This window comes from Bradyrhizobium sp. 21, from assembly GCF_023073335.1.
Taxonomy (GTDB): Bacteria; Pseudomonadota; Alphaproteobacteria; order Rhizobiales; family Xanthobacteraceae; genus Bradyrhizobium.
This window is the reverse complement of sequence record NZ_JADPJG010000002.1, coordinates 895,103-921,063: the sequence shown is the minus strand read 5'-3', so window position 1 is coordinate 921,063 and position 25,961 is coordinate 895,103. Positions and strand designations below refer to the sequence as shown.

Here is a 25,961-nt window from a genome sequence, read left to right as displayed (position 1 = left end):
TCGGGCGATGACAATCGCGCCTAGTTCAGCACCTCCACCGTCGCCGAGCGTCCCGCGACCAGTGACATATTCTCAGGCACCGGATCCAGCGCGATGCGTACCGGCACGCGCTGGGCGAGGCGCACCCAGCTGAAGGTCGGGTTGACGTTCGCAAGCAGGCTTGCCCCTTCGGCACGGTCGCGGTCCTCGATGCCGGCGGCGATGCTCTCGACATGGCCTGCCAGCGTGACCTTCTCGCCCATCAGGCGGACCTGCACCTTGTCGCCGATGCGAATGCGCGCGAGCTTTGTCTCTTCGAAATAACCTTCCACATGCAATGTGTCGGTATCGACGAGTGCCATCACGCCTTTCCCGGCCGTCACGTAAGCACCAGGGCGCAGATCCATGTTGGTGATTACGCCATTCACGGAGGCGTGGACTTCGCTGCGATCGAGGTTGAGCTGGGCGACCGCACGATCGGCGACGGCCGCATCGAACGCCGCCTTGGCCTGGAGCTGTGTGGCCAGCACCTGCTCCTGTTTCTGCTGCGACACGGCGTCGGTCGTCAGCGCGTTGTAGCGCTTCAGATCGGCATTGGCTTGGTCGAGCGTCGCCTGATGACCGGCCACCGATGCATCGGCCTGCCGCAACGCCAGCGCAAACCGTTCGCGGTCGATCCGGAACAGCACGTCGCCGCGATGGACCTTCTGGTTGTCCCTCACCAGCACTTCGGTCACGAAGCCCGACACATCGGGCGCGACCTGCATGACATCGGCGCGCACGCGGCCGTCGCGGGTCCATGGCTGCTCCATATAATAGACCCAGAGCTCACGGCCGACAGCGAGCGCCGCGACGATGGCAAGCGCGGTGAGTACGAGGCGACCGAGCCAAGCAAAATTCCCCTTCATGGCAAAAACTCCGAGAGATAGACGACGCCGCCGAGAAGGCAGACGAAGATCGCGAAATCGAACAACGCGCGGTGCCAGACCAGCCGATAAAGCTCGAAGCGTTGCATGAGCCGGCGAAGCACGGCGCTCAATGCAAAAGCGACGATGATCCACAACAGCAGCGCCGGCACGAGCACGCCGTAGATGTCGATCTGATATCTCATGCCGCAACACTCTCGCCTGCGCGCGGCCGATAGGCCGGTGCGTCCGGAAAAAGGCCGCGGCGGATGCCGACCAGGCCAATCAGAGCATCCTCGCGCGCCGTTGCGTTGGGATCCTTCACCGCGCGGGCCAGCGCCCGATCGACGCTGGCCAGGAGTTCGACCGGCATTCCATCGCCGGCATATTTGCGGCATGCGATGGCGAGCTGGTCGAGCATGTCGTCGATGACGGAGATGGTCGATGCCGCGAGGCCATAGCGCGCGCGTCGCAGGTCGATGATGTTGATCCCGATACGAAGCTGAACGAGGCTATCGGTATCGCGGCGATCGCTCTCGGACAGAAAAGCGATGCGTTGCACCAACAACCCGAGCCGGTGCAGCATGAGGCCGGCAAACTCCGCCCGGTCGCGCTTGCCGCGGCGCTCGGCGGCAACCGCGAGCGTCGTCCAGTTAGACAGCACCAGGCGATTGGCGATCCACTCGGCGCCCACCCCACGTGCGATGCGCGTCACGAGTTCGGCGATGACCACTCCGACGAAGAAAGCGACCGCCGAATTGGCGTAAGACGCAAAATCCGCGCTGTAGGTCGATTGCAGTGCCAACAGCGTCGCCGTGTTGGCCGCGAGCGCCATGCCGGTGCCGGCTGTCGCCGGCCGCGCAATCAGGAAGCCGTAGAGCAGGAAGATCGGCGCGAGCGCTGCGACGAGCACCTCGAGATGGGAAATCGCGGGCACCAGCGCGAACAAATAGACCGCGACAACCGCAATGGCGACCAGCGACCACAGGCCAAAGCTGCGGATGAAGCGTGCGGGCTCGTCCTGCGCGGCGAAGAAGGAACACGCGACCGCAGCCATCATCGGCGCAGACGCGCCGTCGGGCCAGCCGGTCCCGATCCAGAACGCGCAGCAGATCAGGATGGCCGTGGCTGCACCGGCCGCCGACCACAAAGCAAGGCCGCGGTCGCGGTGGCGCACGGGTGCGGCGCCGGCCTCGGAATGAAACGCCAGATCGAGGGTTGAAACATTACTGCCTTCGGCAATCGCCTCAATCAACGCCCGGCAGTCGCGAGAGAGGTCGACCAGCTCGCGCAGCCGCGACAGCAGGCTCGTGGTGAGGATCCGCTCCCAGGAGGCCCTGTCGTCGAGCACCGCCTGCCGCTCCGCGATCACGGCGCGGATCCGATCGGCCGGCTGGCGGGCGCTGACATCGCTCGTGATCCATTGCGCCAGATCTTCCAGCAGCCGCTTCAGCTCGGGCTCCCGGCGCAGTGCCTCCTCCCCCAACGCGGCCAGCCGATCCTCGAGTGAGGCGATCACCGGCAACAGCATCAGCATGCGCAAGCGGATTTCACCAAGGCCATTCACTGCATTGCGATCGGTCAGCCGGTCATAGGCAAGATGAGTGGAGAGCGTGTCGATCTCGACGATGTCGGTTGCGAGCTTGAGGCGCCTGGGGCGGTGGGATTCGCTGGTGCCCTCGCGCAACAGTACGGCCTGGCTGAGACGGCGCGCATCAGACAGCCAGAGATCGACACGGTTCGCAACTGCAGGTGCAACACCGCGAGGGAAGATGATGGTCGAGACGAGGCTGGCGCAGATGATGCCTAGCGAAATCTCCTCGACCCGAGATACCGCTGTGTCAAAGATGGCGGAGGGCTCAGATACAGCGGGAAAGCCGATCAGCGCAACGGTATATCCGGCCAGCATGAAGACATAGCTGCGCGGCGTGCCGTCGAGCAGCGACAGATAGAGGCAGAGCCCGACCCAGAGCGCGATCGCAAGGCACAGGAGCTCGGGCGCAGTGATCAGGTTCGGCACCAAAGCCACCGTCATGATCGCGCCGACCAGCGTGCCGATCACCCGGAAGAACGCCTTGGAGCTGGTCGCACCCGCCAGCGGCTGCGAGGTGATGTAGACGGTGGCCATCGCCCAATAGGGCCGCGGCAAGTCCATCGCCAGCGCGATGACGAGCGCCAGGATCGACGCCGCAAACGTTTTCAAAGCGAAAATGAGGTCCGCGTGGCGGACCAGGAACGGCTCGTCTGCGCGCATGATTATTTCGTCTCGGGGCAGCCTTAACCTCAGTCTTGGCATCTTGCAGGCGGTTCGCCCGCTTTGCTATGCGCTGGAGAGTCGTAAAGGTGACCACAAGTTCCTCGGGACCGCTATCCCGCAGGAGGCCGGCCCGTATCCGCCCCTGGACTCGTTAATCTTCTCGACCTTGGCCTCGCTGGAAATCACGAAAAGGCGAACGAGGACCGTTCCGGGATGAAAGCGGGTTCCGCAGCCGCGGAGTGCGCGACCGGCGCCCTCGCTCAGTTCACCACGTAGGCATCAGGATCGAAACTCGAGCTCGGCTTCTTGAACGCGTTGCGCAAGGCCGGTGAGATCGGGACGTTGTAGTTGAGGCCGTTCGGCGGCGTCGGCGATTCCAGCCACTTCCTGTAGAGCACCTCTATCTCCGGGCTTGCATAAAGCTCGGCGGTGGCGCGATCGGCCAGCGCCTTGAACGGCGCGTCCTCCCGTCGAAGCATGATCCCGAAGGGCTCGGCCTTCGAAAACGTCTCCTCGCTGATCATGAACAGCGCCGGCTCCTTCGAACGCGCAATGGCGACCGCGAGCTGCACGTCGTCGAGTGCATAGGCCTGCGCGCGATCGGTTTCGAGCAGCAGGAACGCTTCGGCCTGATCCACGGCCGGCATAATCTGGATGCCGAGATTGCGCTCGGTATTGACCTTGGCGAGCTGATTCAGGTTGACCGAGCCCGCGACCGCCGTGACAGCCTTGCCCTTGAGATCGTCAATCGTGTTGATTTTTGCAGCCTTCTTGGCGGCGAACCGCGTCGCGCTGAGGAAGTGCGTGTTGGTAAAGGCGACCTGCTTCTGGCGGTCAGCATTATTGGTGGTCGCCGAGCAATGCAGGTCGAGCGTGCCGTTCACCATGAGCGGGATGCGGTTCGACGAGGTCACGGCGAGATAGTCGACAGCGATGTCGGGCATCCCGAGCTGCTTCTTCACGGCGTCAACGATCTTGAGACAGATGTCCATGGCGAAGCCGACCGGCTTCTGGTTGCCGTCGAGATAACTGAAGGGAACGGACGCCTCCTGATAGCCCAGCGTGATCTTCTTGGTCTCCTTGATCTTCTGGAGCGTGCCCGTGAGGTCTTCGGCCGAGGCGCCGGTCGCAAGGCATGCGAGGGCCAGGACAACGGTAGGTAAACGCATCGGGGGCTCCTAAGGGAACTTGCGCCTCCATGCCGGGGCGCAGCAATCGCAAGGTTGATAGCGCAGACGCTCGCCAGCCGCCAGACGAGCCTGCGTCTATCAGCTATCGCCGCTTGCGATATGGCAATCGAGCCGGCTCGAGCGGGATGGCTCTACGCGTCGATGCCGCGCTGGACCAGAATGCGCTCGGCGCTGTCATTCCAGACGTCCATCCTGGTGATCTGGCCGTTGCGCACCACGAAGCGGTCGACATAGCGGTTGCCCTCGAACGGGGTCCCGTCCGTCCATTCGCCGTAGAGCGTGCCGACGCTATACACCACGGTTTCTCCGTCGCCGGGACAGACGTCGAACCGGTCCATCTTCTTCTTGACCCAGCGGTAGCGCTTGGCGTTGAAACCGGTCGGGCCGCGCGGATGATCGAACTCGCGCCCGCCGGTGAAGGTGATCACCGTGCCCGGCGCCATATAGGCCGCCGCAGCGTCTGGATCGGGGATCATCGATGCCGTCAGATAGGCTTCCACGATCCCGGCATCGGACAGCGGACCGGCTTCGGCTCTTGCGGCAACGGACATGGTTCATTCTCCCGGGGTTTGCGCAATACTAACGCCGCTCGCCGGGAATCCGTGCATATATTTTGAACATTTCCCTCGCTACACTGCCGACAATCTGGAGCCGCCGATTCCGGCCGATTGCTCTAAATTCCGTCCGCGAGAGCCATGACCATACAATCCGCCTTCGACCTGATTTTTCGCAACGCCATGTTGCGCGGTGCTGCCAGCCCCGTGGATATCGGCGTTGCCGGCGGGCGGATTGCCGCGATCGAGCCGAAGCTCGCCTGCGATGCTGCCGAGGTCGATGTCGGCGGACGTCTGGCCCTGCCCGGCCTCGTCGACAGCCACATCCATCTCGACAAGGCCTGCCTGCTCGGTCGCTGCGCGCATGATCACGGCAATCTCGGCGACGCCATCCGGGCCGTATCGGCGATGAAACGCGACTTCACGGTCGAGGACGTCTACGCGCGTGGCGCCAGGGTGCTGGAACGCGCCATCGTGCACGGCACGACGCGCATGCGCACCCATGTCGAGATCGATCCGCGCATCGGCTTGCGCGGCTTCGAGGCTGTCAAGACGCTGAAGCGCGACTATGCCTGGGCAATCGACCTGTCGCTCTGTGTCTTTCCGCAAGAAGGCCTGACCAACGATCCCGGTAGCGAGGAGCTGCTGATCCGGGCCTTGCGTGACGGCGGCGACGTGATCGGCGGCTGCCCGTACACGGACACCGATCCAAACGCGCAGCTCGAGCGCATCTTCGACCTCGCCCAGGCGTTCGACGTCGACGTCGATCTCCACCTCGATTTCGATCTCGATCCCTCCTGGTCGCACCTCGACGAAGTCTGCCGGCAGACCGAGCGGCGCAACTATGGGGGGCGCGTGGCCATCGGCCATGCGACAAAACTCTCGGCCTTGCCGCCGGAGCGGCTGAAGGCCACCACGACGCGGCTGGCAAAAGCCGGCGTTGCCGTCACCGTGCTGCCTGCGACCGATCTCTACCTGATGGGACGCGAGGCCACCCACAACGCGCCACGCGGGCTGACGCTCGCCCACAAGCTCGCCGGCGACGGCGTCGTGTGCTCGGTCGCGACGAACAACGTGCTCAATCCTTTCACGCCGTTCGGCGACGCCTCACTGCTGCGAATGGCGAATTTCTACGCCAATGTCGCGCATGCCTCGGTCAACGACTTCGATACCTGCCTCGATCTCGTGACCGAGCTGCCAGCGCGGCTGATGAACCTCGGGGACTACGGCATCAAGGTCGGCAACCCCGCCGATCTCGTCGTGCTCGACAGCCAGGACAGCCGCTTCGCCATCGCCGAGCTGCCGGATATCTTGCTGGGCTTCAAGGCGGGACGGCAGACGTTTGCGCGGCAGCGGCCGACCCTGTTCCGCCCGGGCTCCTGACCGCTCCCGACGCATATCTGCATTGAAGGGCGACTGATTGTCGCGCCAATTCCGTTCGATGTTACCGCCGATCGTTCCAAAATTCCGAATCCTGTAGATTCCCGGATAGTAGATTCTCTCCGATTCCCGATAGTTGCGCGTACTGCAAGTCCCGCGGTGCCGGTCATAGCCAGACCGGCATTGAAGTCTGCATTCAACGGGGAAGCATCGACATGTTCAACGCATTCAGCAGCATCGACACTCACGCCAACCGAGCGAGAACGCCCAGCGAGGCTGCCGCGAAGCGGCTCGACGGAATCGGGCATGTCCTGTCGGATCTTGATCTAGCGGGTGTCCGTACCCAGGACGACCTGACGCGCACGCTCCTCACGCTCGATATCGCCGACAAGTGCATTCGGTCGATCCGCGCAGAATTCCGCACTGAAGTCGCGAGCGATCGGCTGGCACGCAAGGCCGAAAACCTGACGGCGCTGATCGAACGCGCCCGCGACGAGCTCACCGGCTGTCGCACGGCAAAATCCTGAGCGCGAGCCGCCTTATTTGTCGCGATTGATCTTCGCCAGGATGCGGTCCGCCTCGATGCGCCAGTCGGCGCTGCGGGCGAACTCCTTGGTGCCCTTCGTTCCGAACAGACCCTGATCGGCGAGGTCGGCGACCCAGGCCTGACGCTCGGCCGTGCCCTGCGCGGACCATGGCGTCAGCCCCGCCTCGCGCACGGTCTCGGCGACCTCGCGCACCTCCTCGGCACGGCGGCGGCCATGCTCGATCACGCGCTGGAAGAAGTAAGCACCCTGCTTCTCCCAATTGATCGTGGGAAAGGTTTCCGCCAGTGAAGCCAGCACCGCATCCTCGACGCCATAGGCGCGCGCGGTGGTGAAGCTTTCGATCACCATGGCCTCCAGGCCCTTGATCATGATGCTGCGGCACATCTTCACCGCCGAGGACACGCCGAGCTTATCGCTCGCGACCTTGGCCGCGAAGCCAATCGCGTTCAGCAGCGGCTCCAGCTCCTTCGCGCCGGGACCACCGAGCAGCAGCGGCACCTTGATGCGATAAGGCGGCACCGAGGTCATCACGGCGCCCTCGACATAGCGCCCGGCGGCGGCGTCGATCAGCGCGGCGGCGCGCTGCTTCGCGCCCGGAGACGCCGAATTGAAATCGAGGAACCAGGTGCCTTGATTGATGGCGGCCGCGCAGGCCTTTGCGACCGGCACGGCCTGGCTGGCCGTGACGGCGGAAATGATGAAATCGGATCTCGCGGTCAGCTCTGCATGAGACGCCGTGAGCACGACACTGAATTTCGCCGCATGCTCTTTCAGCGAAGCGGCGTGCTCGCCTCCGAGCTTGATGTCATAGGCAGCGACCTTGATGTCCTGCTGGCGCAAATCCTCGGCCAAAATCCTGCCGACCTCGCCGTAACCGACCAGCCCGATCTGCCATCGCCTGGGATCACCCGCCATCAGTTCAGCCCTCGTGTCGTCTCGTGGAAGAGCTCCTCGATCGCGTAGCGACGCGGGATCAACGCCTGCTGGAATGCGTAGTCGACGATCAGCTCCAGCGGCTTCCTGTTCGCCTCGATTCCGAACGGAACAAGGTCTGGCGTAGCCACAGTGCCCATCTGCTCCTTATTCCGCTTCAGCAGATCATAGACGCCCGCGACCACATCGGGACGCGATTTCGCCAGCGTTTCGGTCACGACCACGAGATGATTGACGGGCACAACGCCACGGCGGGCGTACCATGTCGCCGCTTCCGCAGCGGGATCCGGGAACAGCGGTTTCAGGCGCGCATCGTTCGAGGTCTCGCCAAGGACGGCGTCGAGCTCGCCGTCGACCAGCATCTGCAGGATCTTCTTGTCCTTCGGCGCCCGCTCGGTGGTGTCGACATATTCGGCGACATGCGGATCCTCGAAGGTCACCCAGCGGATGCCGTCGAGATTGACGCCATAATCATTGGCCAGGATACCCCTGATCCAGGCGCCCGTCGTCGTCGTGAACGAGCGAATGCCCACACGCTTGCCTTCGAGATCGGACGGCCCGAGCGTTCCCCGCGCCGGATTGTACAGCGCGTAGGAATGCTGGAAGCGGCCGAGCATGGTCGCCGGCAGCAGCACCAGCGGCTTGCCATGCGCCTTCGCCATCAGGTAGGTGACGATCGCCATCTCGCAGACGTCGAAAGCCTGCTCGCGCACCATCGGCTTGAACGCCGTGTTGGTCGGCGTGTAATCGACGAAGTCGAGGTCGACGAGGTCGGAGCGAAGCTCGCCGCTCTTCACCGCCTGGACATGGGGGTGACTGCCGAGCACGACCTTCAGCTTGAGACGATCCATCCGCCCGCTCCTCTTCGTCTTAGACGTCCTCGGGATTGTCGACATAAACCAGCCCGGCCTTCGCCAAGGCCTCCCGCATGCTGTACATGTCGAGGCCCAGCTCGCCCGAGGCCAGCCGCGTGCGCTTGCCACCCTCATCCGCGTTGCGCTTCCTCGCCTTCTCGGCGACCTCAGTGGCATAGCGCTTCGGCACCACCACGACGCCGTCGTCATCGGCCACGATGATGTCGCCAGGATCGACGTTGACGCCGGCGCAGACCACGGGGATGTTGATCGAGCCAAGCGTGGCCTTGACCGTCCCCTTGGCCGAGACCGCGCGCGACCACACCGGAAACTTCATCTCGTGCAGCGCTTTGACGTCGCGGCAGCCGGCATCGATGATCAGCCCCTGCACGCCGCGCGCCCTGAGCGAGGTTGCGAGCAGCTCGCCGAACATGCCGTCGGTGTTGTCGGTGGTACAGCCGACGACGAGGATGTCGCCCTTTTTGCACTGCTCGACCGCGACATGGATCATCCAGTTGTCGCCGGGCTGCGCCAGCGCGGTAACCGCGGGGCCAGCAATCGACGCACCCGCCCAGACCGGGCGCAGATACGGCTTCATCAGGCCGATGCGGCCATAGGCCTCGTGCACGGTCGAGACACCGTACTCCGCCATGCCGCCGGGATCGGCACGCTTGATATTGCGAACGACGACCGGCTTCATGCCAGCACCTCCGCAACCGTTGGGAACAGGCGCTGATAGGCCTCGCCATACGTCATCGGCACGCCGGTGTTGCGGCTGCCCTGGATGCCGCGGTTGAGCGCGACGCGCTCGTAATAGCCCCAGAGATGTTTTTGCGCGGCGAGGATCTGGAATGCCTCGTACTTCTCCTTCCAGACCTCGTCGATCTTGAGGAGCAGGTCCGGCTTGTAATTGCACTGCTCCGGCTGGTGCGGCTCGAACAGGAACACCGGCGGCGCTGAATATTGGTACTGCGCGCCGGGCTTGTGACCCATCGCCTGCGCGACCACGCGGGTTTCCTGCGCGAAATGCGCCGCGTTCGGGTGGTCGAAATTATAGGGGTCTTCCAGCGCGTGCGTCAGCACGAAGCTCGGATTCAGCTCGCGGTAGATGTCGACCATGCGGTCGAAATGCGCCTCGGTCAGCTTCAACGGATAGTCGCCGCAGTCGAAGAACTCGATCTCGGCGCCGAGCAGTTTTGCCGCACGCTCCGCCTCGTCCTTGCGGCCGGCCTTGACCGATTCCAGAGTTGCGCCCTTCTCCTTCCAGGCGAACTGGCTCTCGCCGCGTTCGCCGAAGGACATGCAGACGATCTTCATGCGATAACCCTTCTTCGCATGCAGCGCGATGGCGCCGCCCGCGCGCCAGACGAAATCGCCCGGATGGGCGGTAATCACGAGACCTGTTTTCATGGGACAAACTTCCCTCTTTTGTTCGTCAGCAGTCTAGGCCGCCGGCCTCATGCAAGCAGCAATTTCCTCAAGCTGCGGCGGCAGGTTCCTCGCCATCGAGCACGCGCTTCAGGCGTTCGCCATCGAGCGCGCCTTCCCATTTGGCAATCGCAATCGTCGCAACCGCGTTCCCGATCAGATTGGTCGGCGTCAGCCCCTGCGACATCAGGCGATGAATGCCGAGCACCAGCGCGACGCTCGTCACGGGGATGGTGCCGGTGGCCGACAGCGTCGCCGCCAGCACGACAAAGGCGGCGCCCGCGATTCCCGCCGCGCCCTTGGAGGTCACGAGCAGGATCAAGAGCAGCTCGATTTGTTCGGCGACCCCGAGCGGCGTGTTGGTCGCCTGCGCCAGGAACACCGAGGCGGCGGCAAGATAGAGGCAGGTTCCGTCGAGATTGAAGGAATAGCCGGTCGGGATCACCAGCCCAACCACGCTCTTCTCGCAGCCGGCCTTCTCCAGCTTGGTCAGCATCCGCGGCAACACTGTCTCGGACGAAGTCGTGGCGATGCAGATCAGCAGCTCTTCCCAGATATAGCGGATCAGCTTGAGCAGCGAGAAGCCGCAGATCCGCGCCACCGGGCCAAGCGCGACGATGATGAAGATCACGCAGGTGAGATAAAAGCCGCCAAGGAGCTTGCCGAGGGATGCCAGCGAGCCGACGCCGAACTTGCCGACCGTAAAGGCGATGGCGCCGAACGCGCCGATCGGTGCCGCCCACATCACGAAGCCGACGACGGCGAACACCATCTTGGCGGCCATATCGACCAGGTTGACCAACGGCGCAGCCCGCTCGCCGAGCTGTACCAGCGCAAAGCCGCACAGCACGGAGATAAACAGAACCTGGAGGATGTTGCCCTCGGCAAAGGCGCCTACGAAGGTTGCCGGCACGATGTTCATCAGGAACGGCACGAAGCCGATCACGGCGGTCTGCTTCACATAGGGCTCGATCGCGCTGGCATTGATGCCGGCGGGATCGATGTTCATGCCGACGCCGGGCTTGAGCAGATTGACCGCGACCAGGCCGATGATCAGCGCGATCGTGGTCATGATCTCGAAATAGACGATGGCCTTGACGGCCACGCGCCCGACACGGGCCATGTCGGCCATATGCGCGATGCCATGCACGACGGTGCAGAAGATGATCGGCGCGATCAGCATCCGGATCGCCTTGATGAAGGCATCCCCGAGCGGCTGCATCCTGGCGCCCGCCTCGGGGTTGACGATCGCAAGCAAAACGCCCGCCGCCATGGCAATGAGCACCTGGATCCAGAGCTCCTTCCACCAGGCGCGGCCGCGCGGCTTGTCGATCGCAAGCGTCGTCATTGGTCGAACTCGAACAGGCGCGTGGGATTGTCGACGAGGATCTTCTGCTGATACTCGGGCTCCGGCGCGAACAGCGGGATCAGGTCGACGAGATCGCCGTCATTCGGCATCGCCTTGACGTTGGGATGCGGCCAATCGGTGCCCCAGATGACACGGTCGGGGGCCGTCTCGACGATTTTTCGCGCGAACGGCACCGCGTCGGTAAAGGGCGGTCCGGCCGAGGACACCCGCTCCGAGCCGCAGATCTTGACCCAGCACTTCTCGTCGCGCTGCATCAGCTCGATCAGGATCTTGAACGGCAGTTGATCGAGCCCTTCAGAGGCCTTTACCCGTCCCATATGGTCAATGGTGTAGGTCAGCGGCAGCTTTGCCAGCATGTCTGCATATTCGGGCAAGTCGATCGCGTCGAAATGCAGGTCGATGTGCCAGCCAAGCGGCGCGACCATGGCGATGACCCGGTTGAACACGGCCTTGTCGGTTACGCCGCCGAGATGGCGGACGAAATTGAAGCGGCAGCCGCGGAAGCCGCCTTCGTGCAGCACGCGAAGCCCGTGGTCGGTGATGGTGTCGTCGATGTTGGCAACCGCACGATAGGCGCCGTTGCTCTGCGCGATGGCATCGAGCGCCACCGTATTGTCGGTACCGTGCACGCTGGCATTGACGATGACGGCACGCTCGACACCGAGCTTGGCGTGCAACGCCTTGAAATCCTCCAGCGGCGCATCCGGCGGCGTGTAGGAACGGTCAGGCGCATACGGATATTTCGATCCGGGCCCGAAGATATGGCAATGCGCGTCGCAAGACAGCTTCGGCAGCTTGAATTTTGGCGTGCGCGTGTTCGGATCGGGTGGCGGGATGGTCGGCTTGTATATCATGGTCATCAGGGAACCGCCGAGCGAAACCGCCTCTTCAAGTCTTGCTGCTGACGACCGGCCGCCGCCGCGCCGGCGCGGCCTGATCCAGCGCCGGCGCCTGGAACGCGGCCACCGTAGCCTGCACCAATTGCTCGATCGCGCTGGCGGCATCGCTGCCGTCGGCCTCGCCACGCGACAGGCGCGAGACGCGGTCCGGCGTCACCAGCGAATAATAGAGCGCGCCGAGCAGGAAGTGGCTGCGCCAGACGATGTCGGTGCGCGGAACGTGCGGCAGGCTGTCGTGGATCGCATCGATGAAGGCGTGGCTGGTATCGTCAAACGTCTGGGCGATGATTTTCCGCGCGACCTCGTTGCCTTCCGCGGACATCACCGCACGCAATCGCGTGAAGCGCGCCCCGCCGCCGGCGAGATCGCTGCCCGAGGTGAAAGCCGGCAACACATAGGCCCGCACCACGGCTTCCAGCCGGTCCTGGAGATCGCGCACACGCCTGGCGGCGGCGAGCAGCTCTGAGCGGCGCAAATTCATCGGCCCGCAATGGCGCCGGTAGATCTCCAGCAGCAGGCCGTCCTTGGTCTTGAAGTGATAGGTGACGCTGCCGGGATTGGCGCCGGCGGCATGCGCGATGTCGCGCACCGACACGGCGTTGAAGCCGTTGGTCGCGAACAGCTCCTCGGCCGCAGCGAGGATCGCCTCGCGCATATTCGGCTTGCGAACCGTTTCCTTGCTGGTGGGCTTGCGTACCATGTGATTTGTACTATCGTACAAAAGATCAGGTCTCGTCAACAAAAACCATGGGCGGCGTCCGGACGGCTCGGAAGGCCGACGACAGGCGCGCAAACGCCCGCAAGGAGTGCTGGAAAATGCTGGGTTTGAACAAGAAGATCGGCGGCTGGATGCTGGGCGCCGGTCTGCTGCTGGCGGGCGGCGCCGCGCAGGCCGCCGACAATTATCCAAGCAAACCGGTTCACATCCTCGTGCCCTATGCCGCCGGCGGCGCGGTCGACGTGCTCGCGCGCACGCTCGCTCAGGCCTTGGCCAAGAACTGGGGCCAGCAGCCGGTGATCGACAACCGTCCCGGCGCCGGCGGCATCGTCGCCTCGCAGGCGGTAACGCAGGCCGCGCCTGACGGCTACACGCTGATCCTTGTTGCGAGCGGACATCCGCTCAACCAGTTCATCTATCCGAGCGTGCCTTATGACACGTTCAAGGATTTTACCGCGATCACGGAAGTCGCCTCCTCGCCGCTCGCCATCGTCGTCGCCAAGGACAGCCCCTACAAGACGCTCGGCGATCTCCTCGCCGCCGCCAAGAAGGAGCCGGACAAGCTCTCCTATGGCATGTCGGGCAACGGCACCTCGGCGCATCTCGCCGGCGAGTTGCTGAAATACATGTCCGGCACCAAGATCGTCGCGATCCCCTACAAGGGCGGTGCACCGGCGCTGACCGCCGTGATCGCCGGCGACATCCCGCTCAGCATCAACCCGCTTGCGGAAGCGATCAGCCAGCTCGAAGGCGGCCCGGTGCGCGCGCTCGCGGTGACCTCGGCCGAACGCTCCAAGGCGCTGCCGAATGTGCCAACCATCGCGGAGTCCGGTGTATCAGGCTACGACGTCTCGGTCTGGTGGGGCATCCTCGGCCCGGCGAAGATGCCGCCGGAAATCGTGGCGAAGCTCGAAACCGATCTGAAGGCGGCGCTGCAGGATGCGAACGTGCTGTCGACGCTCGGCAAGATCGGCGCGGCCCCGGTCGGCTCTTCGCCCAAGGAGTTCGACGCCTACATGCGTGCCGAGGCGATCAAATGGGAGCCTGTGCTGAAGGCCGCCGACATCCGCGCGCAGTGAGGCTCTTGACATGAGCACGTCCTCTCAGCGCCTTGCGCGCACCGCCCTCTTCGCTTTTGCTGTCATCAGCATGCCCGGCGCGCCAGCGCGCGCCGACGGCGAAGCAAGGCTGCTGGCGCCGAGCGGCACCTTGCGCGTCGGCATCTATCCGGGCAGCCCGACCTCCATGGTAACAGATGCGTCCGGCGAGCCGCACGGCCTAGCCTATGATCTCGGCGCCGAACTGGCAAAGCGGCTCGGCGTCGGCGTCGACTACGTCAGGTTTCAGCGTGTCGCGGACATCGTGAGCGCAATCCATGACGGTCAGGTCGACTTCACGATAACCAACGCTACAGCGGCCCGCGCCAACGAGGTCAGCTTCAGCCAGCCGGTGCTGGCGATCGAGCTCGGCTATCTCGTTCCGATGAATTCGCCGATCAGCAAGGCCGAGGATATCGACAAACCGGGCGTGAAGATCGGCGTCACCAAGGGCTCGACCTCCGAGCGTACGTTGCCGGCCAGATTCAAGAACGCGACCATTGTGCCTGCCGAAAGCGTCAAGGTCGCCATCGGCATGTTCGGTCGCGGCGAGATTGATCTCTACGCGACCAACAAGCCGACCCTGTTCGAAATGTCCGACCAGCTGCCTGGCGCGAAAATCCTTGACGGCAATTGGGGCACCGAGCATTTGGCCATTGCCATTCCCAAGGGACGCGAGGATGCGCTGCCGGTGCTCAACCGCTTCGTGGCGGACGAGCAGTCGTCTGGCAAGCTGGACACGATCCAGAGCCAGGCTGGCCTGCGTGGCGCGACTAAGGCTCAATAGGAAGGGGCCGCCTTTTCAATTGCGTGCGTTCGCCCGCATCTTCTCCGGCGCGGCGGAGCGCTGCAGGAACTCCGTGTCGTCGCTCCCTCCCTGCGGGATCAGGATCGCGCGCTCGCGCGGGAGGGCTTCCGGCATCTCGTCGCGGATGAAGGCGATCAGCTTCTCTCGCATCTCGCAGCGCAAATCCCAGGATTGCGGCGCATTCCGCGCGCTGACCAGCGCGCGCAACTCGATGGTGCGCGAATCCGCATCGATCACCTGGAGATTGACCACCGCGCCGTCCCACAGTTTGGCCTCCTTCACCGCCCCCTCCAGCCAGCGCCGGATGCGCGGCACGTCGGCGCGGTAGTCGACATGGAGCGCGATCACGCCGATCAGGGACGCGGTGTCGCGGGTCCAGTTCTGGAACGGCTTTTCGATGAAGTAGGACAGCGGCACCACCATGCGGCGCCAGTCCCATAGCCGGATCACGACATAGGTCGCTGCAATGTCCTCGACCCAGCCCCACTCGTTCTCGATGATGACGGCATCCTCGATGCGGATCGGCTGGGTGATCGCGATCTGCAAACCGGCGATCAGGTTGCTGAGCAGCGGCCGGGCGGCAAGACCGACGATGATGCCGGCGGCCCCGGCAGAGGCGAACAGGCTGACGCCATATTGCTTCACCGAGTCGAACGTCATCAGCGCCGTCGAAATCGTGATGACCACGATGATGGTGTCGGTCACGCGTTTGAACACGCGCACCTGGGTGACATGCTTGCGCGCGACGAAGTTCTCGGTGACATCGCGAAAATTCTGGAGATAGCGCGCCGCGCTCATGTCCACGATCCGGATCGATATCCATCCGATCAGAGCAATGAAGGCGACCACGAACAGGCGCATGAGCGGCGTACGGATGATGTCGTCGAGCGGCGCAAGCGGCAGCACCAAGGCGACGGCGGCAAGGCAGAGCGCCAGTTGGGCCGGACCGGCTGTGCGTTCAATGAATACACCCATCAGAGGAATACGGGTTCCGAAGGCGCGATTGAGCAGCCAGACCGCAAACCGATAGATGGACAGGGCAAGCAAAATCGCGCCGGCGATCAGGCTGAGACCGATCAGCCACGACGGTATCCATCCGAACATCTTGTCGATGTCGGTCATAAGGGCTTGCAAATTCATCCATGTCCCCGCAATTGCGTTCGCGTACGCCCTCAACGCACTCCTGTCAGCTTCGCTCCCGCACCTGGTGCAATGCAGCATCCCTCTGGTGCAACCGTCGCCGAATTGCGCTATTTTGCGGCAATCATGACTCGACGAACCGGCAGCGCCGACCTTCCCCTGCATTCCGGCCGGGTTCCACCCTGGCTCGCGACCCGCATGGCCTCGCTCGGCGCGATCGTCACGCAAGCGATCGTGCATCATTATGGCCGCGATGCATTCCTGCAGCGCCTCTCGCATCCGTTCTGGTTCCAGTCGTTCGGCGCCGTGATGGGAATGGACTGGCACTCCTCGGGTATCACGACCTCCGTGATCGGCGCGTTGAAGCGCGGGCTCGGACCGCTGCAGGACGAGCTCGGCATTTATGTCTGCGGCGGACGCGGGCAGCATTCGCGCAAGACGCCGGACGAGCTGTTGCAGCTCGGCGACCGTGTCGGCTTCGACGGCGCGAAACTCACGCGTGCCAGCCGCCTAGTGGCGAAGGTCGACAGCGCCGCGGTCCAGGACGGATTCGATCTCTATCTGCACGGCTTCTTCGTCACTTCCGATGCCAAATGGACGGTGGTGCAGCAGGGCATGAATGGCGACAAGCGGCAGGCCCGCCGCTATCACTGGCATTCCGAGGCGCTAAAGAGTTTTGTCGATGCGCCACACAGCGCGATCGACGGGCCGCTGCAGGGCGAGATCGTCAATCTCACCGACCACCGCGCCGACGTCTCGCGCAGCGCGCAACTCGAGCTGCTGAGCGATCTCGGCCCCGATCGCATCCTCACTGAATTCGAGCGGCTGACCGGAACCAAACCCGAGCCGGCGCAGGCGATGCTGCCGCACCTGATCATGCCCGCGCATCACGACGTCAGGCCGAAGGACGTATTCGCACGGCGCCTGCACGGCACGCTCGCGGCCGCAGCCGAGCGCGGCCCGGTCGACTTCCCGGAGCTATTGCTGACGCCGGGCGTCGGCGCACGCACCGTGCGCTCGCTGGCGATGGTTGCCGAGGTCGTGCACGGCGCGCCCTATCGCTTCAACGATCCCGCCCGCTTCTCGCTCGCCCATGGCGGCAAGGACCGGCATCCTTACCCCGTTCCGATCAAGGTCTATGACGAGACCATTCGCGTGCTGAAGGGCGCCATCCAGAACGCAAAGCTCGGACGCGAGGAAGAGATGCAGGCGATCAAGCGCCTCGACGACCAGGCGCGGCGGCTGGAGCGCAGTGCGCACGGGCCTTCGGTCGACGAGTTCATTGCCGGCGAGCGCGTGGCCTCACCTGACCTCGATGGTCGCTCGGTGTTCGGCTGGGAGCGCGACCTCGCCGCGACAAAAAAGTGGGCCGGCTGAGCGCCGGCCCGCCAGTTGGTCGGGAGGATAGTCTCGCTCAGGTCTGATCCCTAGGTGTCGTCGCTCTCGTCATCCACCAGCCGGTTGGCCGAGTGATCCTGATATTGATCGGTCTGGATAGACTTGCCATCCATGCCCCGAATATCCGAGTGCTGAGCCTTGTCGCGGTTGGACAGGACCATGTTGTCGCCGATCTTGTCCTTGGGAATGTCGGCCATGGCACCGGTGCCGTCGCCCTTGCCATGCATGCCGGATCTGAAATGCGTCTTGCTGCCGTGCCCACTTGGCATCGGTCTCTCCTCTTGCAGTGATCGCCCCCTCAAGGCTCAGTGCTTCTGTTGCGCCGGCGTTGGTTTGGGCGGCTTGTGACCGCTCTGGCCAGCGTGGTTGTGCTTGTTGTGGTCGCTTTCCTGGTTGAGACCGCCGCGGCTCACCGGAAATTCACTGTGCCGCGCCTCGGGGCGCGCACGATGGACGGCGGTATCCTCGACGTTAAGGCCCGACGCCCGATCCAGCTCTCGTCCGTCAGGCACGTCAGGTTTACGCTCGAGGATGCGCACCTGCTGCTCGTGGGTCTTTTTGCCTTGCATGCTCGTTCTCCAATCTTCACCTGCCTCCGCCCTTGCCGGCGCTATCGTGCGTGTGATGGGAGTCGTGCTCGCCTCCGCCACCAGAGATGCGGCTGTGGTTTCGCTGTGAGTCGTCTGCGGGCGGCTTCTTCACCTCCAGCGGTGCCTTCGCATTCTCATGTGATGCACCGGGTCCGCCCTGACGGATGCTGTTTGGTGTCTTGGTGGATGTCGACATCGATTGTCGCCCTCCTTAGCGATCTGGTTAGCGATCTTGCTGGTAGCCTTGATTGGTCGTGTTCTGCTTGATGTTGCCCTGCTCTCCCTGCTGATTCGGATTTTCCGCGCGTTGTTGGCCGCGCGCGGTCTGATTGGACGACGCTTGTTTGGCGTCACCAGTTCCCTTCTGGCTCTGATTGTCCGGCGGAACAGGTGGCATTCTGCTGGTCATGATCGTCTCCCGACGAGATGTGGAATCCTGCGGCACGGAACTATTCTTTACGGGCCGAGGTCTCCCGGACAACAGCCATCACGGCACACCGTTCCCGGCTGATATGGTCGCGACGATTTGCCGAAGAGCAGGACACGTCAGTCCGCCTGTGCGACGGAACGATCAACCATCGCTTGCGCAGATGCCGCGACATGTGTTCCCTGGGCCTCTGCCGTAACAGGAAGCTTCGCGATGGCACGGAGTCCTGGCCGCCTGCGCCAGCGGATCTGCGCGGGATCGACGGCCAGACCAAGTTTCGGCCATCGCGCGAACAGTGCTTCCAGCGCGCTGGCCGCCTCGATCCGCGCAAGCTGGTGGCCGAGGCAGAAATGGATCCCCGTCCCGAAGGAGATGTGGCGATTCGGCTTACGCGCGAGATCGAGGCTCTCGGGACGGTCATGCATCGCCGGATCCATATTCGCCGCGGCGAGCATCACCATGACGCGATCGCCCTTCTTCAGACGCACACCTTCCAGCTCCACATTCCGCCACACACAGCGCGGCTTGGAGAACTGCACCGGCGACACGAAGATCGCGCGGCGGCGGAAAGCCTCGTCCACGATGCTGCGCAGCGTTTGTGTGATCAGGCTCGTCCATCGTCAGCATGTGTTGGCGATGGTCCTGACGTAGTTCAGCATCGACCAGCGCAAACCTGGGAGTCGCCATCCTCCTTGCGCTGCGTGAAATTGGCGCCGTCCTTCGGGACTTGCGCCGTGGCCTCATGGGTCGTCGTGATCCAGACATCTGCCGACGAGAGGAAATCGCGCAGCGACCACGGGGCCGGACATGCGCAACGCCGCGATCGCCTTGGGCGGATCGCGAAAGAAGGCCTCGCTGGTGAAGTCGAGGCGTGGTGCCACGTGTCACCGGAGGGGTTGAGGGCGTCTCACACGGCCGACGTTAGGGATACGGAACCTCCGCTTCGCTTCGGTGCAGACGTGAGACGAGTCTACCCTCGCCCCGTCGAACGCGGGCCGGTCTTGCGCTGCTGATTGGTATAAGCGTCCCAATTGCTCCAGCTGCCGCTGCTGAGGCTTTGCAGGTCGGTGGTGAGCGGACGGCGCGTGCGCTTGTCGTGATCAGCGATCACGCGCTCGGATTGCGCGATCTTGCGCTTGAGTTCCGCAATCGCCTTCTGCGTCTGACCGTTCCGCTTCGCGGTTGCGATCTCGCCCATCGTGAAGCGCGCGGTCTCGAGCGCCTTCAGCTCGGCGCGATTCTTCTTCAACTGAACCCGGTGCCAGGCGATGTTGCTGTCGCTGTCCGCAACCATGTGGGAACTCCGCTGATTCGTTCCCCCATAGTATCGTGTGCCGAATCGGCGCCGCAACGGGCTCTCGACGGCGGAAATACGGTCTTATTGCGAGACCATCCCGGGCTAGCGCTCGGCGAAGGCCTTTTCGACCACAAATTGGGCAGGTTCGCCGTGATTGCCCTCGACGAAGCCCCGCTCGCCCAGGAGCACGCGGGTGTCAGCCACCAGCGCCGGGCTGCCGCAGATCATGACGCGGTCATGGGCGGCTTCGAGCGCCGGCAGGCCGATATCGGAAAACAGCTTACCCGAGGTGATGAGGTCGGTGATGCGGCCACGGTTGCGGAAGGGATCGCGGGTCACGGTCGGATAGTAGATCAATTGATTGCGGATGTACTCGCCGATCAATTCGTCCTTGGGCAGCGTCTCGGTGATCATCTCGCCATAGGCGAGTTCCTTCACCTGCCGGCAACCGTGCAGCAGCACGACCTTATGGAACCGCTCGTAGGTCTCGGGGTCCTTGATCACGCTCAGGAATGGCGCGAGGCCCGTGCCGGTGCCGATGAGGTAGAGGTTGCGCCCCTCCTCCAGATTGTCGATGACGAGCGTGCCGGTGGCCTTGCGGCTGACGATGATCTCATCACCTTCCTTCAGGTGCTGGAGCCGCGAGGTCAGCGGGCCGTCCGGCACCTTGATCGAGAAGAACTCCAGCGTGTCCTCGTAATTGGCGCTGGCGACGCTGTAGGCCCGCAGCAGCGGCTTCTCGCCGACCTTGAGCCCGATCATGGTGAATTCGCCGTTTCGGAAGCGGAAGGTCGGGCTGCGGGTGGTCTTGAAGGAGAACAGCGTGTCGGTCCAGTGGTGGACGCTCAAAACGCTTTCCTGATTGAAATTGCTCATTTCACCTTCCCTGTCGCGTCTATTGCGGTTCCGAGGCGGGCAGCTATGCGTCGTTAGTATACGATCATTCGTATACTAATGAATAATCCCGCTTGCTCCCGGGGTCAAGGCTGCCCAAGATCGCGAGCGTTGCAGTTAGGAATAAGGACCCCTTCCATGGCGCATGACGCACCCCAGGCCACCGGACCCTCGAAGCTCGTGATCCGGAATATCGGCCTGATCCTGTCCGGCGCGCTGGAAAAGCCGATCCTGGATGGCGACACCATTGTTGCCGAGAACGGCAAGATCACCGCCATCGGCCGCTTCAAGGACGTCAACACCGAAGGCGCGACCACCATCGTCGAGGCCAACGGCACGACCGTCGCGCCGGGCCTGATCGACAGCCATGTCCACCCTGTCGCGGGCGACTGGACGCCCCGGCAGAACCAGATCGGCTGGATCGACAGCAATCTGCATGGCGGTGTCACCACCATGATTTCCGCCGGCGAAGTTCATATGCCGGGCCGCCCGCGTGACGTCGTCGGGTTGAAGGCGATGGCGATCTTCGCCCAGCGCGCATTCTGGAATCTGCGTCCGGGCGGCGTGAAGGTTCACGCTGGCGCGCCGGTGATCGAATGCGAGATGGTCGAGGAAGACTTCAAGGAATTGGCCGCGGCGGGCGTCAAGCTGCTCGGCGAAGTGGGCTTGGGCGGCGTCAAGGACGGCCCGACTGCGCGAAAAATGGTCGGCTGGGCGCGCAAATACGGTATCCAGAGCACGATCCACACCGGCGGCCCCTCGATTCCCGGCTCCGGCCTGATCGACAAGGACGTGGTGCTGGAGGCCGATACCGATGTGGTCGGCCACATCAATGGCGGCCACACCGCCCTTCCCGACGACCAGATCCGCTGCATCTGTGAGGGCTGCAAGCGCGGCCTCGAGCTGGTGCACAACGGCAATGAGCGATCGGCCCTGTTCACGCTGCGCATCGCGCGCGAGATGGGCGATCTGCATCGGGTGATCCTCGGCACCGACGCGCCCGCCGGCTCCGGCGTGCAGCCGCTCGGCATTTTGCGCATGGTCTCGATGCTGTCCTCGCTCGGTGACCTGCCGGCAGAGATCGCGTTTTGTCTCGCCACCGGCAACACGGCGCGGATGCGCGAGCTCGATTGCGGCCTCATCGAAGTGGGCCGTTCCGCCGATTTCGTCATCATGGACAAGGCCCAGCATTCGGCCGGCAAGAACATCCTGGACAGCGTGCAGCTCGGCGACCTTCCCGGAATCGGCATGACCATCATCGATGGCATCGTGCGCACCCAGCGCAGCCGCAACACCCCGCCGGCGGGCCGGGTGCCGGAGGTGGTGGCGAAGTAGCGGCATGCACCTCTGCTGCAGGGCGTAACCCACCAACTTCGCTCCGCAATCGTGGAAGCATGGTGGGTTACGCCTCAGCTAACCCACCCTACAAGATGAATTCACCGCAACTTGCTCAACAGCGCCATCAACATCTCGCGCTCCTTTGCATCAAGCGGCGCCAGCGTCTCACGGGTGATGGCAAGCGCGTTCGGCGCCAGCTTCTCCGCAAGCTGCTGGCCGGCGCGCGTGAGGCTGACCAGCAGCCGGCGCCCATCCTCGGGATCCTGGCTCGTCTCGGTCAATCCGCGCGCGGTCAAGCGGTCGATCACACCCTTGATGGTCGCGACGTCCATTGCCGTGAGACGCCCGAGCTGGTTCTGCGAGCACGGACCGGTCTCGGCGAGCTTCGACAGCGCCGCCCATTGCGTCGACGTGATGTTGGTGCCGATGTCGCGGGAGAAGATCGCGCCGTGGCGCTGCGAGACCTGGCGCAGGATGAAGCCGACCTGCTCGTCAAGCACATAAGACGGTTTTGCCGGTTTGGCGCTCTTCTTCGCCGCGACGCTTCTCGCCATCCGCTCCCCGCCCCTCACAACGACAGATGCGCGTCGCGGATATCCGGACGCGCATCGAGCTCGGCCATGGTGCCGCCGAAACAGATGCGGCCGCGCTCGATGATATAGGCGCGGTCGGAGATCAGCCGCGCAAAGTGCAAATTCTGCTCGGAGACGACGATGCTGACGCCCTCCTTCTTCATGGTCAGGATGGCATCGACCATCTGCTCCACGATCTTCGGCGAGAGGCCCTCCGAGGGCTCGTCGAGCAGCACCAGCGACGGATTGCCCATCAGCGTGCGCGCGATGGTGAGCATCTGCTGCTCGCCGCCGCTCATGCGGCCGCCGGGGCGGTTCTTCATTTCACCGAGATTTGGAAACAGCGTGAATAGCTTGTCCCGCGTCCAATAGGGGGCGTTGGGGCGCTTCGGCTGCCGGCCGACTTCGAGATTCTCTTCCACCGTCAAATCGGTGAAGATTCGCCGCTCCTCCGGCACGTAGCCAAGCCCATCGCGCACGATCTCGTGGGTCGGACGTGCCGAGACGTCCTTGCCTTCGAACATGATCCGTCCCGAGCGCTGGGCGACGAGGCCGACGATCGAGCGGAAGGTCGTCGACTTGCCGGCGCCGTTCCGCCCCAACAGCGCCACCACCTCGCCCTCGCCGACCTCGAAACCGATGTCGAACAGGATATGGGCCGGGCCATAATGACTGTTGAGCCCCTCGACCGTGAGCTTCATGCCGAGGCTCCCTCGCGATGCTCGGCATCGTAAAGCAGGCCCTCGCCGAGATAGACCGCCTGAACCTGCGGATTGGCGCGCACCTCGGCCGGCGAGCCCTCGGCGATCAGCGTGCCGCGGTTGAGCACGATGATGCGGTCGGCATGCTCGAACACGACGTCCATGTCGTGTTCGGTAAAGAGCACGCCGATCGACTTTTCGCGCGCGATCTGCGCCGTCAGCCGCATCAGATCGACGCGCTCGCGCGGCGCCATGCCGGCGGTCGGCTCATCCATCAGCAGCAATTTCGGCTGGTTGGCGAGCGCGACGGCAAGCTCGAGCCGCTTGAGGTCGCCATAGGCAAGCTCGCCGCAGGGGCGATCCGCATAGCCGCCCATGCCAACGAGTTCCAGCAGACGGCCGGCCTCGCCACGGTCGAAATTCGGGGCCGAGCCCCAGAGATTGAACAACTGCTTGCCATGCGAGATCAGCGCAACCTGCACATTCTCGCGCACCGTCATGGTGGCGAAGGTCGCGGTGATCTGGAAGGTCCGGCCCACGCCCATCCGCCAGATCTCACGCGGCTTCCTGCCGGTGGTCTCTTCGCCGAGCAGCCGGACGTGACCGGTATCAGGCCGGTTCTGGCCGTTGAGCATGTCGAAACAGGTGCTCTTGCCCGCGCCGTTCGGGCCGATCAGCGCCAGAATCTCTCCGGCGCGCAGCGAGAACGAGACGCCGCGCACGGCATGGATGCCGCCATAGGATTTGGTGAGGCCTTCGACCGCGAGAAGTGGGGGGGCGAGGCTCATTCGGCAGACTCGATCGGCTTGGCAAGCAAGGGAGATCCCGGCGGCGAGGCCTTCCGGCGGCGCTGCGCCAGCATTTCCAGCATGCCGACGATGCCCTTGGGGAAGACGACGACAATCAGAACGATGAAGCCGCCGAGCACGAGCTTCGACAGGTCGGTCTGGCTGACCAGCCAGATGTTGAGCGCTTTGTAGACGATCGCGCCGATCACCCCGCCCGACACCGTCTCGACGCCGCCGAGCAGCACCATGACGAGCGCATCGACCGAAAGCGAGATGCCGAGATTGTCCGGGAAGACGCTGCCCTTGAGGTAGGCGAATAGCGCGCCGCCGATGCCGGCGGTGGTGCCTGCGATCACGAACGCCGTCCACTGGATGCGCTTGGCGTTGATGCCGACCGCTTCGGTGCGCAGCAGCGAGTCGCGCGTGGCCCGGAGCGCGTAGCCGAACGGCGAGAACACCATGGCCCGCAACGCGATGGTGACGAGCGCCGCGACGCCGAGCGCCAGCCAGTAGAAATGCGATGGGCTTGCCGCCCAGCTCGAAGGCCAGACCCCGAGTATGCCATTGTCGCCACCTGTCACGCTCACCCACTGGAATGCGATCGACCACACGATCTGTGCGAAAGCGAGCGTCAGCATCGCGAAATAGACGCCCGAGAGCTGCACGGCGAAGAAGCCGAACACGGCGGCGCCCATGCAGCCGAGCAGCGGTCCGAGCAGGAGACACACGATCATCGGCAGCCCCGCCATCTTGGCGAGGAAGGCGACGCCGTAGGCGCCGAGACCGAAATAGGCGGCGTGGCCGAACGACGCGAGCCCGCCGACCGACATCAGGAAGTGCAGGCTGACGGCGAAGATCACGAAGATCGCGATCTCCGAGCCCACGGTCAGCGCGTAATTGCCGGCGAACAGCGGCAGCGTCGCCGCGATCACGAGCGCGACCAGCGCGGCAAGCCGTTCGTTCGACGTCAACGGCCGCCAGGGATTGACGGTGAGACCCGGCGTCTTGCGCGCGGGCGCCTCCGGCCTGCCGAACAAGCCCCAGGGCCGCACGATCAGCACCGCCGCCATCACCAGGAAGACCAGGATGATGGAGATCTTTGGAAAAATCAGGATGCCGAAGGCATTGAGCTCGGAGACCAGCACCGCCGCGACGAACGCACCGACGATGCTGCCGAGACCGCCGATCACGACCACGACGAAGACCTCGACGATGATGCGCAGATCCATGGCGTGATGCACGGCATCGCGCGGGATCTGGAGCGCACCGCCGAGGGCCGCAAGGAAGACGCCAACCGCAAACACGCTGGTGAACAGCCATTTCTGATTGACGCCGAGCGCCGCCACCATGTCGCGATCCTGCGTCGCCGCGCGAACCAGCACGCCCCAGCGCGTGCGCTGGAACAGCAGCCAGAGAATGCCGAGCACGACCGGGCTGAGCACGATCAGGAACAGATCGTAGCTCGGGATGTTCTGACCGAAGAAGTCGATCGCACCCTTGAAGCCGGGCGCGCGGCGCCCGACGAGATCGTCGGGCCCCCAGATCAGGACCACGAGATCCTCGACCATCAAGGTCAGGCCGAAGGTCGCGAGCAGCTGGAACAGTTCGGGCGCATGATAGATGCGCCGGAGCAGCACCATCTCGACGATGACACCGATCAACGCCACGGCGAACGCTGCCATGACGATCGCCGCCCAGAAGCCGAACGCACCCGACAACCGCTCCGTCAAGGTAAAGGCGATATAGGCGCCGATCATGTAGAAGGCGCCGTGCGCGAAATTCACGATCCGCGTCACGCCAAAGATGATCGACAGGCCCGAGGCCACCAGAAACAGCGACGCTGCGCTGGCGAGACCGGTCAGAAACTGTACGACATAAAAGGCCATCGGCGGTCCGG

The 25,961-nt window shown here is 64.0% G+C and carries 29 protein-coding genes and 1 pseudogene; 6 read left to right on the top strand and 24 right to left on the bottom strand.

The window, feature by feature from the left end; all coding sequences use genetic code 11:
* Window positions 1-20 precede the first annotated feature (20 nt).
* The 5 genes from IVB31_RS04180 to IVB31_RS04160 all read right to left on the bottom strand — a co-directional run bounded on the left by IVB31_RS04180 (window position 21) and on the right by IVB31_RS04160 (window position 4,882).
* Entirely contained in the window at window positions 21-887 is an 867-nt protein-coding gene (locus IVB31_RS04180; protein ID WP_247318842.1) for an HlyD family secretion protein, read from the bottom strand.
* On the bottom strand, window positions 884-1,090 hold the full coding sequence (locus IVB31_RS04175; RefSeq protein ID WP_247318840.1) for a DUF1656 domain-containing protein: 207 nt from the start codon (window positions 1,088-1,090) through the stop codon (window positions 884-886). The genes IVB31_RS04180 and IVB31_RS04175 overlap by 4 nt, the downstream gene beginning before the upstream one ends.
* A complete protein-coding gene (locus tag IVB31_RS04170) occupies window positions 1,087-3,138 on the bottom strand; it encodes an FUSC family protein (RefSeq protein ID WP_247318838.1) in 2,052 nt (683 codons plus the stop codon). Before IVB31_RS04170 ends, IVB31_RS04175 begins: the two co-directional genes overlap by 4 nt.
* Before the next feature lie 263 nt (window positions 3,139-3,401).
* A complete protein-coding gene (locus IVB31_RS04165) occupies window positions 3,402-4,310 on the bottom strand; it encodes an amino acid ABC transporter substrate-binding protein (RefSeq protein WP_247318836.1) in 909 nt (302 codons plus the stop codon).
* 152 nt (window positions 4,311-4,462) lie between these two features.
* Window positions 4,463-4,882, bottom strand: coding sequence for a nuclear transport factor 2 family protein (locus tag IVB31_RS04160; RefSeq protein ID WP_247318834.1), 420 nt, complete (start codon window positions 4,880-4,882; stop codon window positions 4,463-4,465).
* A 144-nt stretch (window positions 4,883-5,026) separates the two neighbouring features.
* Between IVB31_RS04160 and IVB31_RS04155 the strand changes: the two genes are divergently transcribed.
* Together IVB31_RS04155 and IVB31_RS04150 are read left to right on the top strand one after the other, a co-directional pair.
* Window positions 5,027-6,268, top strand: a complete 1,242-nt coding sequence (locus IVB31_RS04155; protein ID WP_247318833.1) for an amidohydrolase family protein — start codon at window positions 5,027-5,029, stop codon at window positions 6,266-6,268.
* 212 nt (window positions 6,269-6,480) lie between these two features.
* Window positions 6,481-6,792: a hypothetical protein gene (locus tag IVB31_RS04150; RefSeq protein ID WP_247318831.1), complete on the top strand. Its 312-nt coding sequence runs from the start codon at window positions 6,481-6,483 to the stop codon at window positions 6,790-6,792.
* A 12-nt stretch (window positions 6,793-6,804) separates the two neighbouring features.
* Here the strand turns inward: IVB31_RS04150 and IVB31_RS04145 are convergent, their stop codons facing one another.
* From IVB31_RS04145 to IVB31_RS04115, 7 genes are all read right to left on the bottom strand, one after another.
* Window positions 6,805-7,728 (bottom strand): NAD(P)-dependent oxidoreductase, encoded by a 924-nt coding sequence (locus tag IVB31_RS04145; protein ID WP_247318829.1) that lies wholly within the window; start codon window positions 7,726-7,728, stop codon window positions 6,805-6,807.
* Window positions 7,728-8,597, bottom strand: a complete 870-nt coding sequence (locus tag IVB31_RS04140; RefSeq protein ID WP_247318827.1) for a hypothetical protein — start codon at window positions 8,595-8,597, stop codon at window positions 7,728-7,730. Before IVB31_RS04140 ends, IVB31_RS04145 begins: the two co-directional genes overlap by 1 nt.
* A gap of 19 nt (window positions 8,598-8,616) precedes the next feature.
* Window positions 8,617-9,300: a 4-carboxy-4-hydroxy-2-oxoadipate aldolase/oxaloacetate decarboxylase gene (locus IVB31_RS04135; RefSeq protein WP_247318825.1), complete on the bottom strand. Its 684-nt coding sequence runs from the start codon at window positions 9,298-9,300 to the stop codon at window positions 8,617-8,619.
* Complete coding sequence (locus IVB31_RS04130) at window positions 9,297-10,010, bottom strand: PIG-L deacetylase family protein (protein ID WP_247318823.1); 714 nt, start codon at window positions 10,008-10,010, stop codon at window positions 9,297-9,299. Before IVB31_RS04130 ends, IVB31_RS04135 begins: the two co-directional genes overlap by 4 nt.
* 67 nt (window positions 10,011-10,077) lie before the next feature.
* Window positions 10,078-11,376: a C4-dicarboxylate transporter DctA gene (gene dctA, locus IVB31_RS04125; RefSeq protein ID WP_247318821.1), complete on the bottom strand. Its 1,299-nt coding sequence runs from the start codon at window positions 11,374-11,376 to the stop codon at window positions 10,078-10,080.
* Window positions 11,373-12,257 (bottom strand): amidohydrolase family protein, encoded by an 885-nt coding sequence (locus tag IVB31_RS04120; RefSeq protein WP_247318819.1) that lies wholly within the window; start codon window positions 12,255-12,257, stop codon window positions 11,373-11,375. Before IVB31_RS04120 ends, dctA begins: the two co-directional genes overlap by 4 nt.
* A gap of 28 nt (window positions 12,258-12,285) precedes the next feature.
* The gene (locus IVB31_RS04115; RefSeq protein WP_247318817.1) at window positions 12,286-12,996 is read right to left on the bottom strand and encodes a TetR family transcriptional regulator; all 711 of its coding nucleotides are present in this window, start codon (window positions 12,994-12,996) and stop codon (window positions 12,286-12,288) included.
* Window positions 12,997-13,112: 116 nt separating this feature from the next.
* Between IVB31_RS04115 and IVB31_RS04110 the strand changes: the two genes are divergently transcribed.
* Together IVB31_RS04110 and IVB31_RS04105 are read left to right on the top strand one after the other, a co-directional pair.
* Window positions 13,113-14,093 carry a tripartite tricarboxylate transporter substrate binding protein gene (locus IVB31_RS04110; RefSeq protein ID WP_247318815.1) on the top strand — a complete coding sequence of 327 codons (981 nt, stop codon included), beginning with the start codon at window positions 13,113-13,115 and terminating at the stop codon, window positions 14,091-14,093.
* A gap of 10 nt (window positions 14,094-14,103) precedes the next feature.
* Window positions 14,104-14,898, top strand: coding sequence for an ABC transporter substrate-binding protein (locus tag IVB31_RS04105; RefSeq protein WP_247318812.1), 795 nt, complete (start codon window positions 14,104-14,106; stop codon window positions 14,896-14,898).
* 15 nt (window positions 14,899-14,913) lie between these two features.
* Here IVB31_RS04105 and IVB31_RS04100 read toward each other — a convergent pair whose 3' ends face one another.
* Window positions 14,914-16,059, bottom strand: coding sequence for a mechanosensitive ion channel family protein (locus IVB31_RS04100; protein WP_247318810.1), 1,146 nt, complete (start codon window positions 16,057-16,059; stop codon window positions 14,914-14,916).
* A 126-nt stretch (window positions 16,060-16,185) separates the two neighbouring features.
* On the opposite strand from IVB31_RS04100, the gene IVB31_RS04095 reads away from it, so the two are divergent.
* On the top strand, window positions 16,186-17,436 hold the full coding sequence (locus tag IVB31_RS04095; RefSeq protein ID WP_247318808.1) for a DUF763 domain-containing protein: 1,251 nt from the start codon (window positions 16,186-16,188) through the stop codon (window positions 17,434-17,436).
* A gap of 50 nt (window positions 17,437-17,486) precedes the next feature.
* Here the strand turns inward: IVB31_RS04095 and IVB31_RS04090 are convergent, their stop codons facing one another.
* From IVB31_RS04090 to IVB31_RS04060, 7 genes and pseudogenes are all read right to left on the bottom strand, one after another.
* Entirely contained in the window at window positions 17,487-17,726 is a 240-nt protein-coding gene (locus tag IVB31_RS04090; RefSeq protein WP_247318806.1) for a hypothetical protein, read from the bottom strand.
* Between the two features lie 36 nt (window positions 17,727-17,762).
* Window positions 17,763-18,026: a hypothetical protein gene (locus IVB31_RS04085; protein ID WP_247318804.1), complete on the bottom strand. Its 264-nt coding sequence runs from the start codon at window positions 18,024-18,026 to the stop codon at window positions 17,763-17,765.
* A 16-nt stretch (window positions 18,027-18,042) separates the two neighbouring features.
* A complete protein-coding gene (locus IVB31_RS04080) occupies window positions 18,043-18,243 on the bottom strand; it encodes a hypothetical protein (protein WP_247318803.1) in 201 nt (66 codons plus the stop codon).
* A 27-nt stretch (window positions 18,244-18,270) separates the two neighbouring features.
* Window positions 18,271-18,456: a hypothetical protein gene (locus IVB31_RS04075; RefSeq protein WP_247318800.1), complete on the bottom strand. Its 186-nt coding sequence runs from the start codon at window positions 18,454-18,456 to the stop codon at window positions 18,271-18,273.
* A gap of 137 nt (window positions 18,457-18,593) precedes the next feature.
* Window positions 18,594-19,355 (bottom strand): annotated as a pseudogene (locus tag IVB31_RS04070) (cytochrome P450).
* Between the two features lie 89 nt (window positions 19,356-19,444).
* On the bottom strand, window positions 19,445-19,768 hold the full coding sequence (locus tag IVB31_RS04065; RefSeq protein ID WP_247318798.1) for a hypothetical protein: 324 nt from the start codon (window positions 19,766-19,768) through the stop codon (window positions 19,445-19,447).
* A gap of 105 nt (window positions 19,769-19,873) precedes the next feature.
* Complete coding sequence (locus tag IVB31_RS04060) at window positions 19,874-20,647, bottom strand: ferredoxin--NADP reductase (RefSeq protein WP_247318796.1); 774 nt, start codon at window positions 20,645-20,647, stop codon at window positions 19,874-19,876.
* Between the two features lie 156 nt (window positions 20,648-20,803).
* Between IVB31_RS04060 and IVB31_RS04055 the strand changes: the two genes are divergently transcribed.
* Entirely contained in the window at window positions 20,804-22,000 is a 1,197-nt protein-coding gene (locus tag IVB31_RS04055; RefSeq protein WP_247318791.1) for an amidohydrolase family protein, read from the top strand.
* Window positions 22,001-22,101: 101 nt separating this feature from the next.
* Here IVB31_RS04055 and IVB31_RS04050 read toward each other — a convergent pair whose 3' ends face one another.
* From IVB31_RS04050 to IVB31_RS04035, 4 genes are read right to left on the bottom strand one after another with little or no spacing between them, the layout of a single operon-like run.
* Window positions 22,102-22,557 carry a MarR family transcriptional regulator gene (locus IVB31_RS04050; RefSeq protein ID WP_247318788.1) on the bottom strand — a complete coding sequence of 152 codons (456 nt, stop codon included), beginning with the start codon at window positions 22,555-22,557 and terminating at the stop codon, window positions 22,102-22,104.
* Window positions 22,558-22,571: 14 nt separating this feature from the next.
* Window positions 22,572-23,276, bottom strand: a complete 705-nt coding sequence (locus IVB31_RS04045; protein WP_247318786.1) for an ABC transporter ATP-binding protein — start codon at window positions 23,274-23,276, stop codon at window positions 22,572-22,574.
* Entirely contained in the window at window positions 23,273-24,064 is a 792-nt protein-coding gene (locus IVB31_RS04040; protein ID WP_247318783.1) for an ABC transporter ATP-binding protein, read from the bottom strand. The genes IVB31_RS04045 and IVB31_RS04040 overlap by 4 nt, the downstream gene beginning before the upstream one ends.
* Window positions 24,061-25,950 (bottom strand): ABC transporter permease, encoded by a 1,890-nt coding sequence (locus tag IVB31_RS04035; protein WP_247318780.1) that lies wholly within the window; start codon window positions 25,948-25,950, stop codon window positions 24,061-24,063. The genes IVB31_RS04040 and IVB31_RS04035 overlap by 4 nt, the downstream gene beginning before the upstream one ends.
* Window positions 25,951-25,961: the final 11 nt, after the last annotated feature.

What these genes read in the sequence shown, in the direction of transcription:
- IVB31_RS04180 (WP_247318842.1), bottom strand. Translation starts at nt 887, where the DNA reads ATGAAGGGGAATTTTGCTTGGCTCGGTCGCCTCGTACTCACCGCGCTT.
- IVB31_RS04175 (WP_247318840.1), bottom strand. Translation starts at nt 1,090, where the DNA reads ATGAGATATCAGATCGACATCTACGGCGTGCTCGTGCCGGCGCTGCTG.
- IVB31_RS04170 (WP_247318838.1), bottom strand. Translation starts at nt 3,138, where the DNA reads ATGCGCGCAGACGAGCCGTTCCTGGTCCGCCACGCGGACCTCATTTTC.
- IVB31_RS04165 (WP_247318836.1), bottom strand. Translation starts at nt 4,310, where the DNA reads ATGCGTTTACCTACCGTTGTCCTGGCCCTCGCATGCCTTGCGACCGGC.
- IVB31_RS04160 (WP_247318834.1), bottom strand. Translation starts at nt 4,882, where the DNA reads ATGTCCGTTGCCGCAAGAGCCGAAGCCGGTCCGCTGTCCGATGCCGGG.
- IVB31_RS04155 (WP_247318833.1), top strand. Translation starts at nt 5,027, where the DNA reads ATGACCATACAATCCGCCTTCGACCTGATTTTTCGCAACGCCATGTTG.
- IVB31_RS04150 (WP_247318831.1), top strand. Translation starts at nt 6,481, where the DNA reads ATGTTCAACGCATTCAGCAGCATCGACACTCACGCCAACCGAGCGAGA.
- IVB31_RS04145 (WP_247318829.1), bottom strand. Translation starts at nt 7,728, where the DNA reads ATGGCGGGTGATCCCAGGCGATGGCAGATCGGGCTGGTCGGTTACGGC.
- IVB31_RS04140 (WP_247318827.1), bottom strand. Translation starts at nt 8,597, where the DNA reads ATGGATCGTCTCAAGCTGAAGGTCGTGCTCGGCAGTCACCCCCATGTC.
- IVB31_RS04135 (WP_247318825.1), bottom strand. Translation starts at nt 9,300, where the DNA reads ATGAAGCCGGTCGTCGTTCGCAATATCAAGCGTGCCGATCCCGGCGGC.
- IVB31_RS04130 (WP_247318823.1), bottom strand. Translation starts at nt 10,010, where the DNA reads ATGAAAACAGGTCTCGTGATTACCGCCCATCCGGGCGATTTCGTCTGG.
- dctA (WP_247318821.1), bottom strand. Translation starts at nt 11,376, where the DNA reads ATGACGACGCTTGCGATCGACAAGCCGCGCGGCCGCGCCTGGTGGAAG.
- IVB31_RS04120 (WP_247318819.1), bottom strand. Translation starts at nt 12,257, where the DNA reads ATGACCATGATATACAAGCCGACCATCCCGCCACCCGATCCGAACACG.
- IVB31_RS04115 (WP_247318817.1), bottom strand. Translation starts at nt 12,996, where the DNA reads ATGGTACGCAAGCCCACCAGCAAGGAAACGGTTCGCAAGCCGAATATG.
- IVB31_RS04110 (WP_247318815.1), top strand. Translation starts at nt 13,113, where the DNA reads ATGCTGGGTTTGAACAAGAAGATCGGCGGCTGGATGCTGGGCGCCGGT.
- IVB31_RS04105 (WP_247318812.1), top strand. Translation starts at nt 14,104, where the DNA reads ATGAGCACGTCCTCTCAGCGCCTTGCGCGCACCGCCCTCTTCGCTTTT.
- IVB31_RS04100 (WP_247318810.1), bottom strand. Translation starts at nt 16,059, where the DNA reads ATGAATTTGCAAGCCCTTATGACCGACATCGACAAGATGTTCGGATGG.
- IVB31_RS04095 (WP_247318808.1), top strand. Translation starts at nt 16,186, where the DNA reads ATGACTCGACGAACCGGCAGCGCCGACCTTCCCCTGCATTCCGGCCGG.
- IVB31_RS04090 (WP_247318806.1), bottom strand. Translation starts at nt 17,726, where the DNA reads ATGCCAAGTGGGCACGGCAGCAAGACGCATTTCAGATCCGGCATGCAT.
- IVB31_RS04085 (WP_247318804.1), bottom strand. Translation starts at nt 18,026, where the DNA reads ATGCAAGGCAAAAAGACCCACGAGCAGCAGGTGCGCATCCTCGAGCGT.
- IVB31_RS04080 (WP_247318803.1), bottom strand. Translation starts at nt 18,243, where the DNA reads ATGTCGACATCCACCAAGACACCAAACAGCATCCGTCAGGGCGGACCC.
- IVB31_RS04075 (WP_247318800.1), bottom strand. Translation starts at nt 18,456, where the DNA reads ATGACCAGCAGAATGCCACCTGTTCCGCCGGACAATCAGAGCCAGAAG.
- IVB31_RS04065 (WP_247318798.1), bottom strand. Translation starts at nt 19,768, where the DNA reads ATGGTTGCGGACAGCGACAGCAACATCGCCTGGCACCGGGTTCAGTTG.
- IVB31_RS04060 (WP_247318796.1), bottom strand. Translation starts at nt 20,647, where the DNA reads ATGAGCAATTTCAATCAGGAAAGCGTTTTGAGCGTCCACCACTGGACC.
- IVB31_RS04055 (WP_247318791.1), top strand. Translation starts at nt 20,804, where the DNA reads ATGGCGCATGACGCACCCCAGGCCACCGGACCCTCGAAGCTCGTGATC.
- IVB31_RS04050 (WP_247318788.1), bottom strand. Translation starts at nt 22,557, where the DNA reads ATGGCGAGAAGCGTCGCGGCGAAGAAGAGCGCCAAACCGGCAAAACCG.
- IVB31_RS04045 (WP_247318786.1), bottom strand. Translation starts at nt 23,276, where the DNA reads ATGAAGCTCACGGTCGAGGGGCTCAACAGTCATTATGGCCCGGCCCAT.
- IVB31_RS04040 (WP_247318783.1), bottom strand. Translation starts at nt 24,064, where the DNA reads ATGAGCCTCGCCCCCCCACTTCTCGCGGTCGAAGGCCTCACCAAATCC.
- IVB31_RS04035 (WP_247318780.1), bottom strand. Translation starts at nt 25,950, where the DNA reads ATGGCCTTTTATGTCGTACAGTTTCTGACCGGTCTCGCCAGCGCAGCG.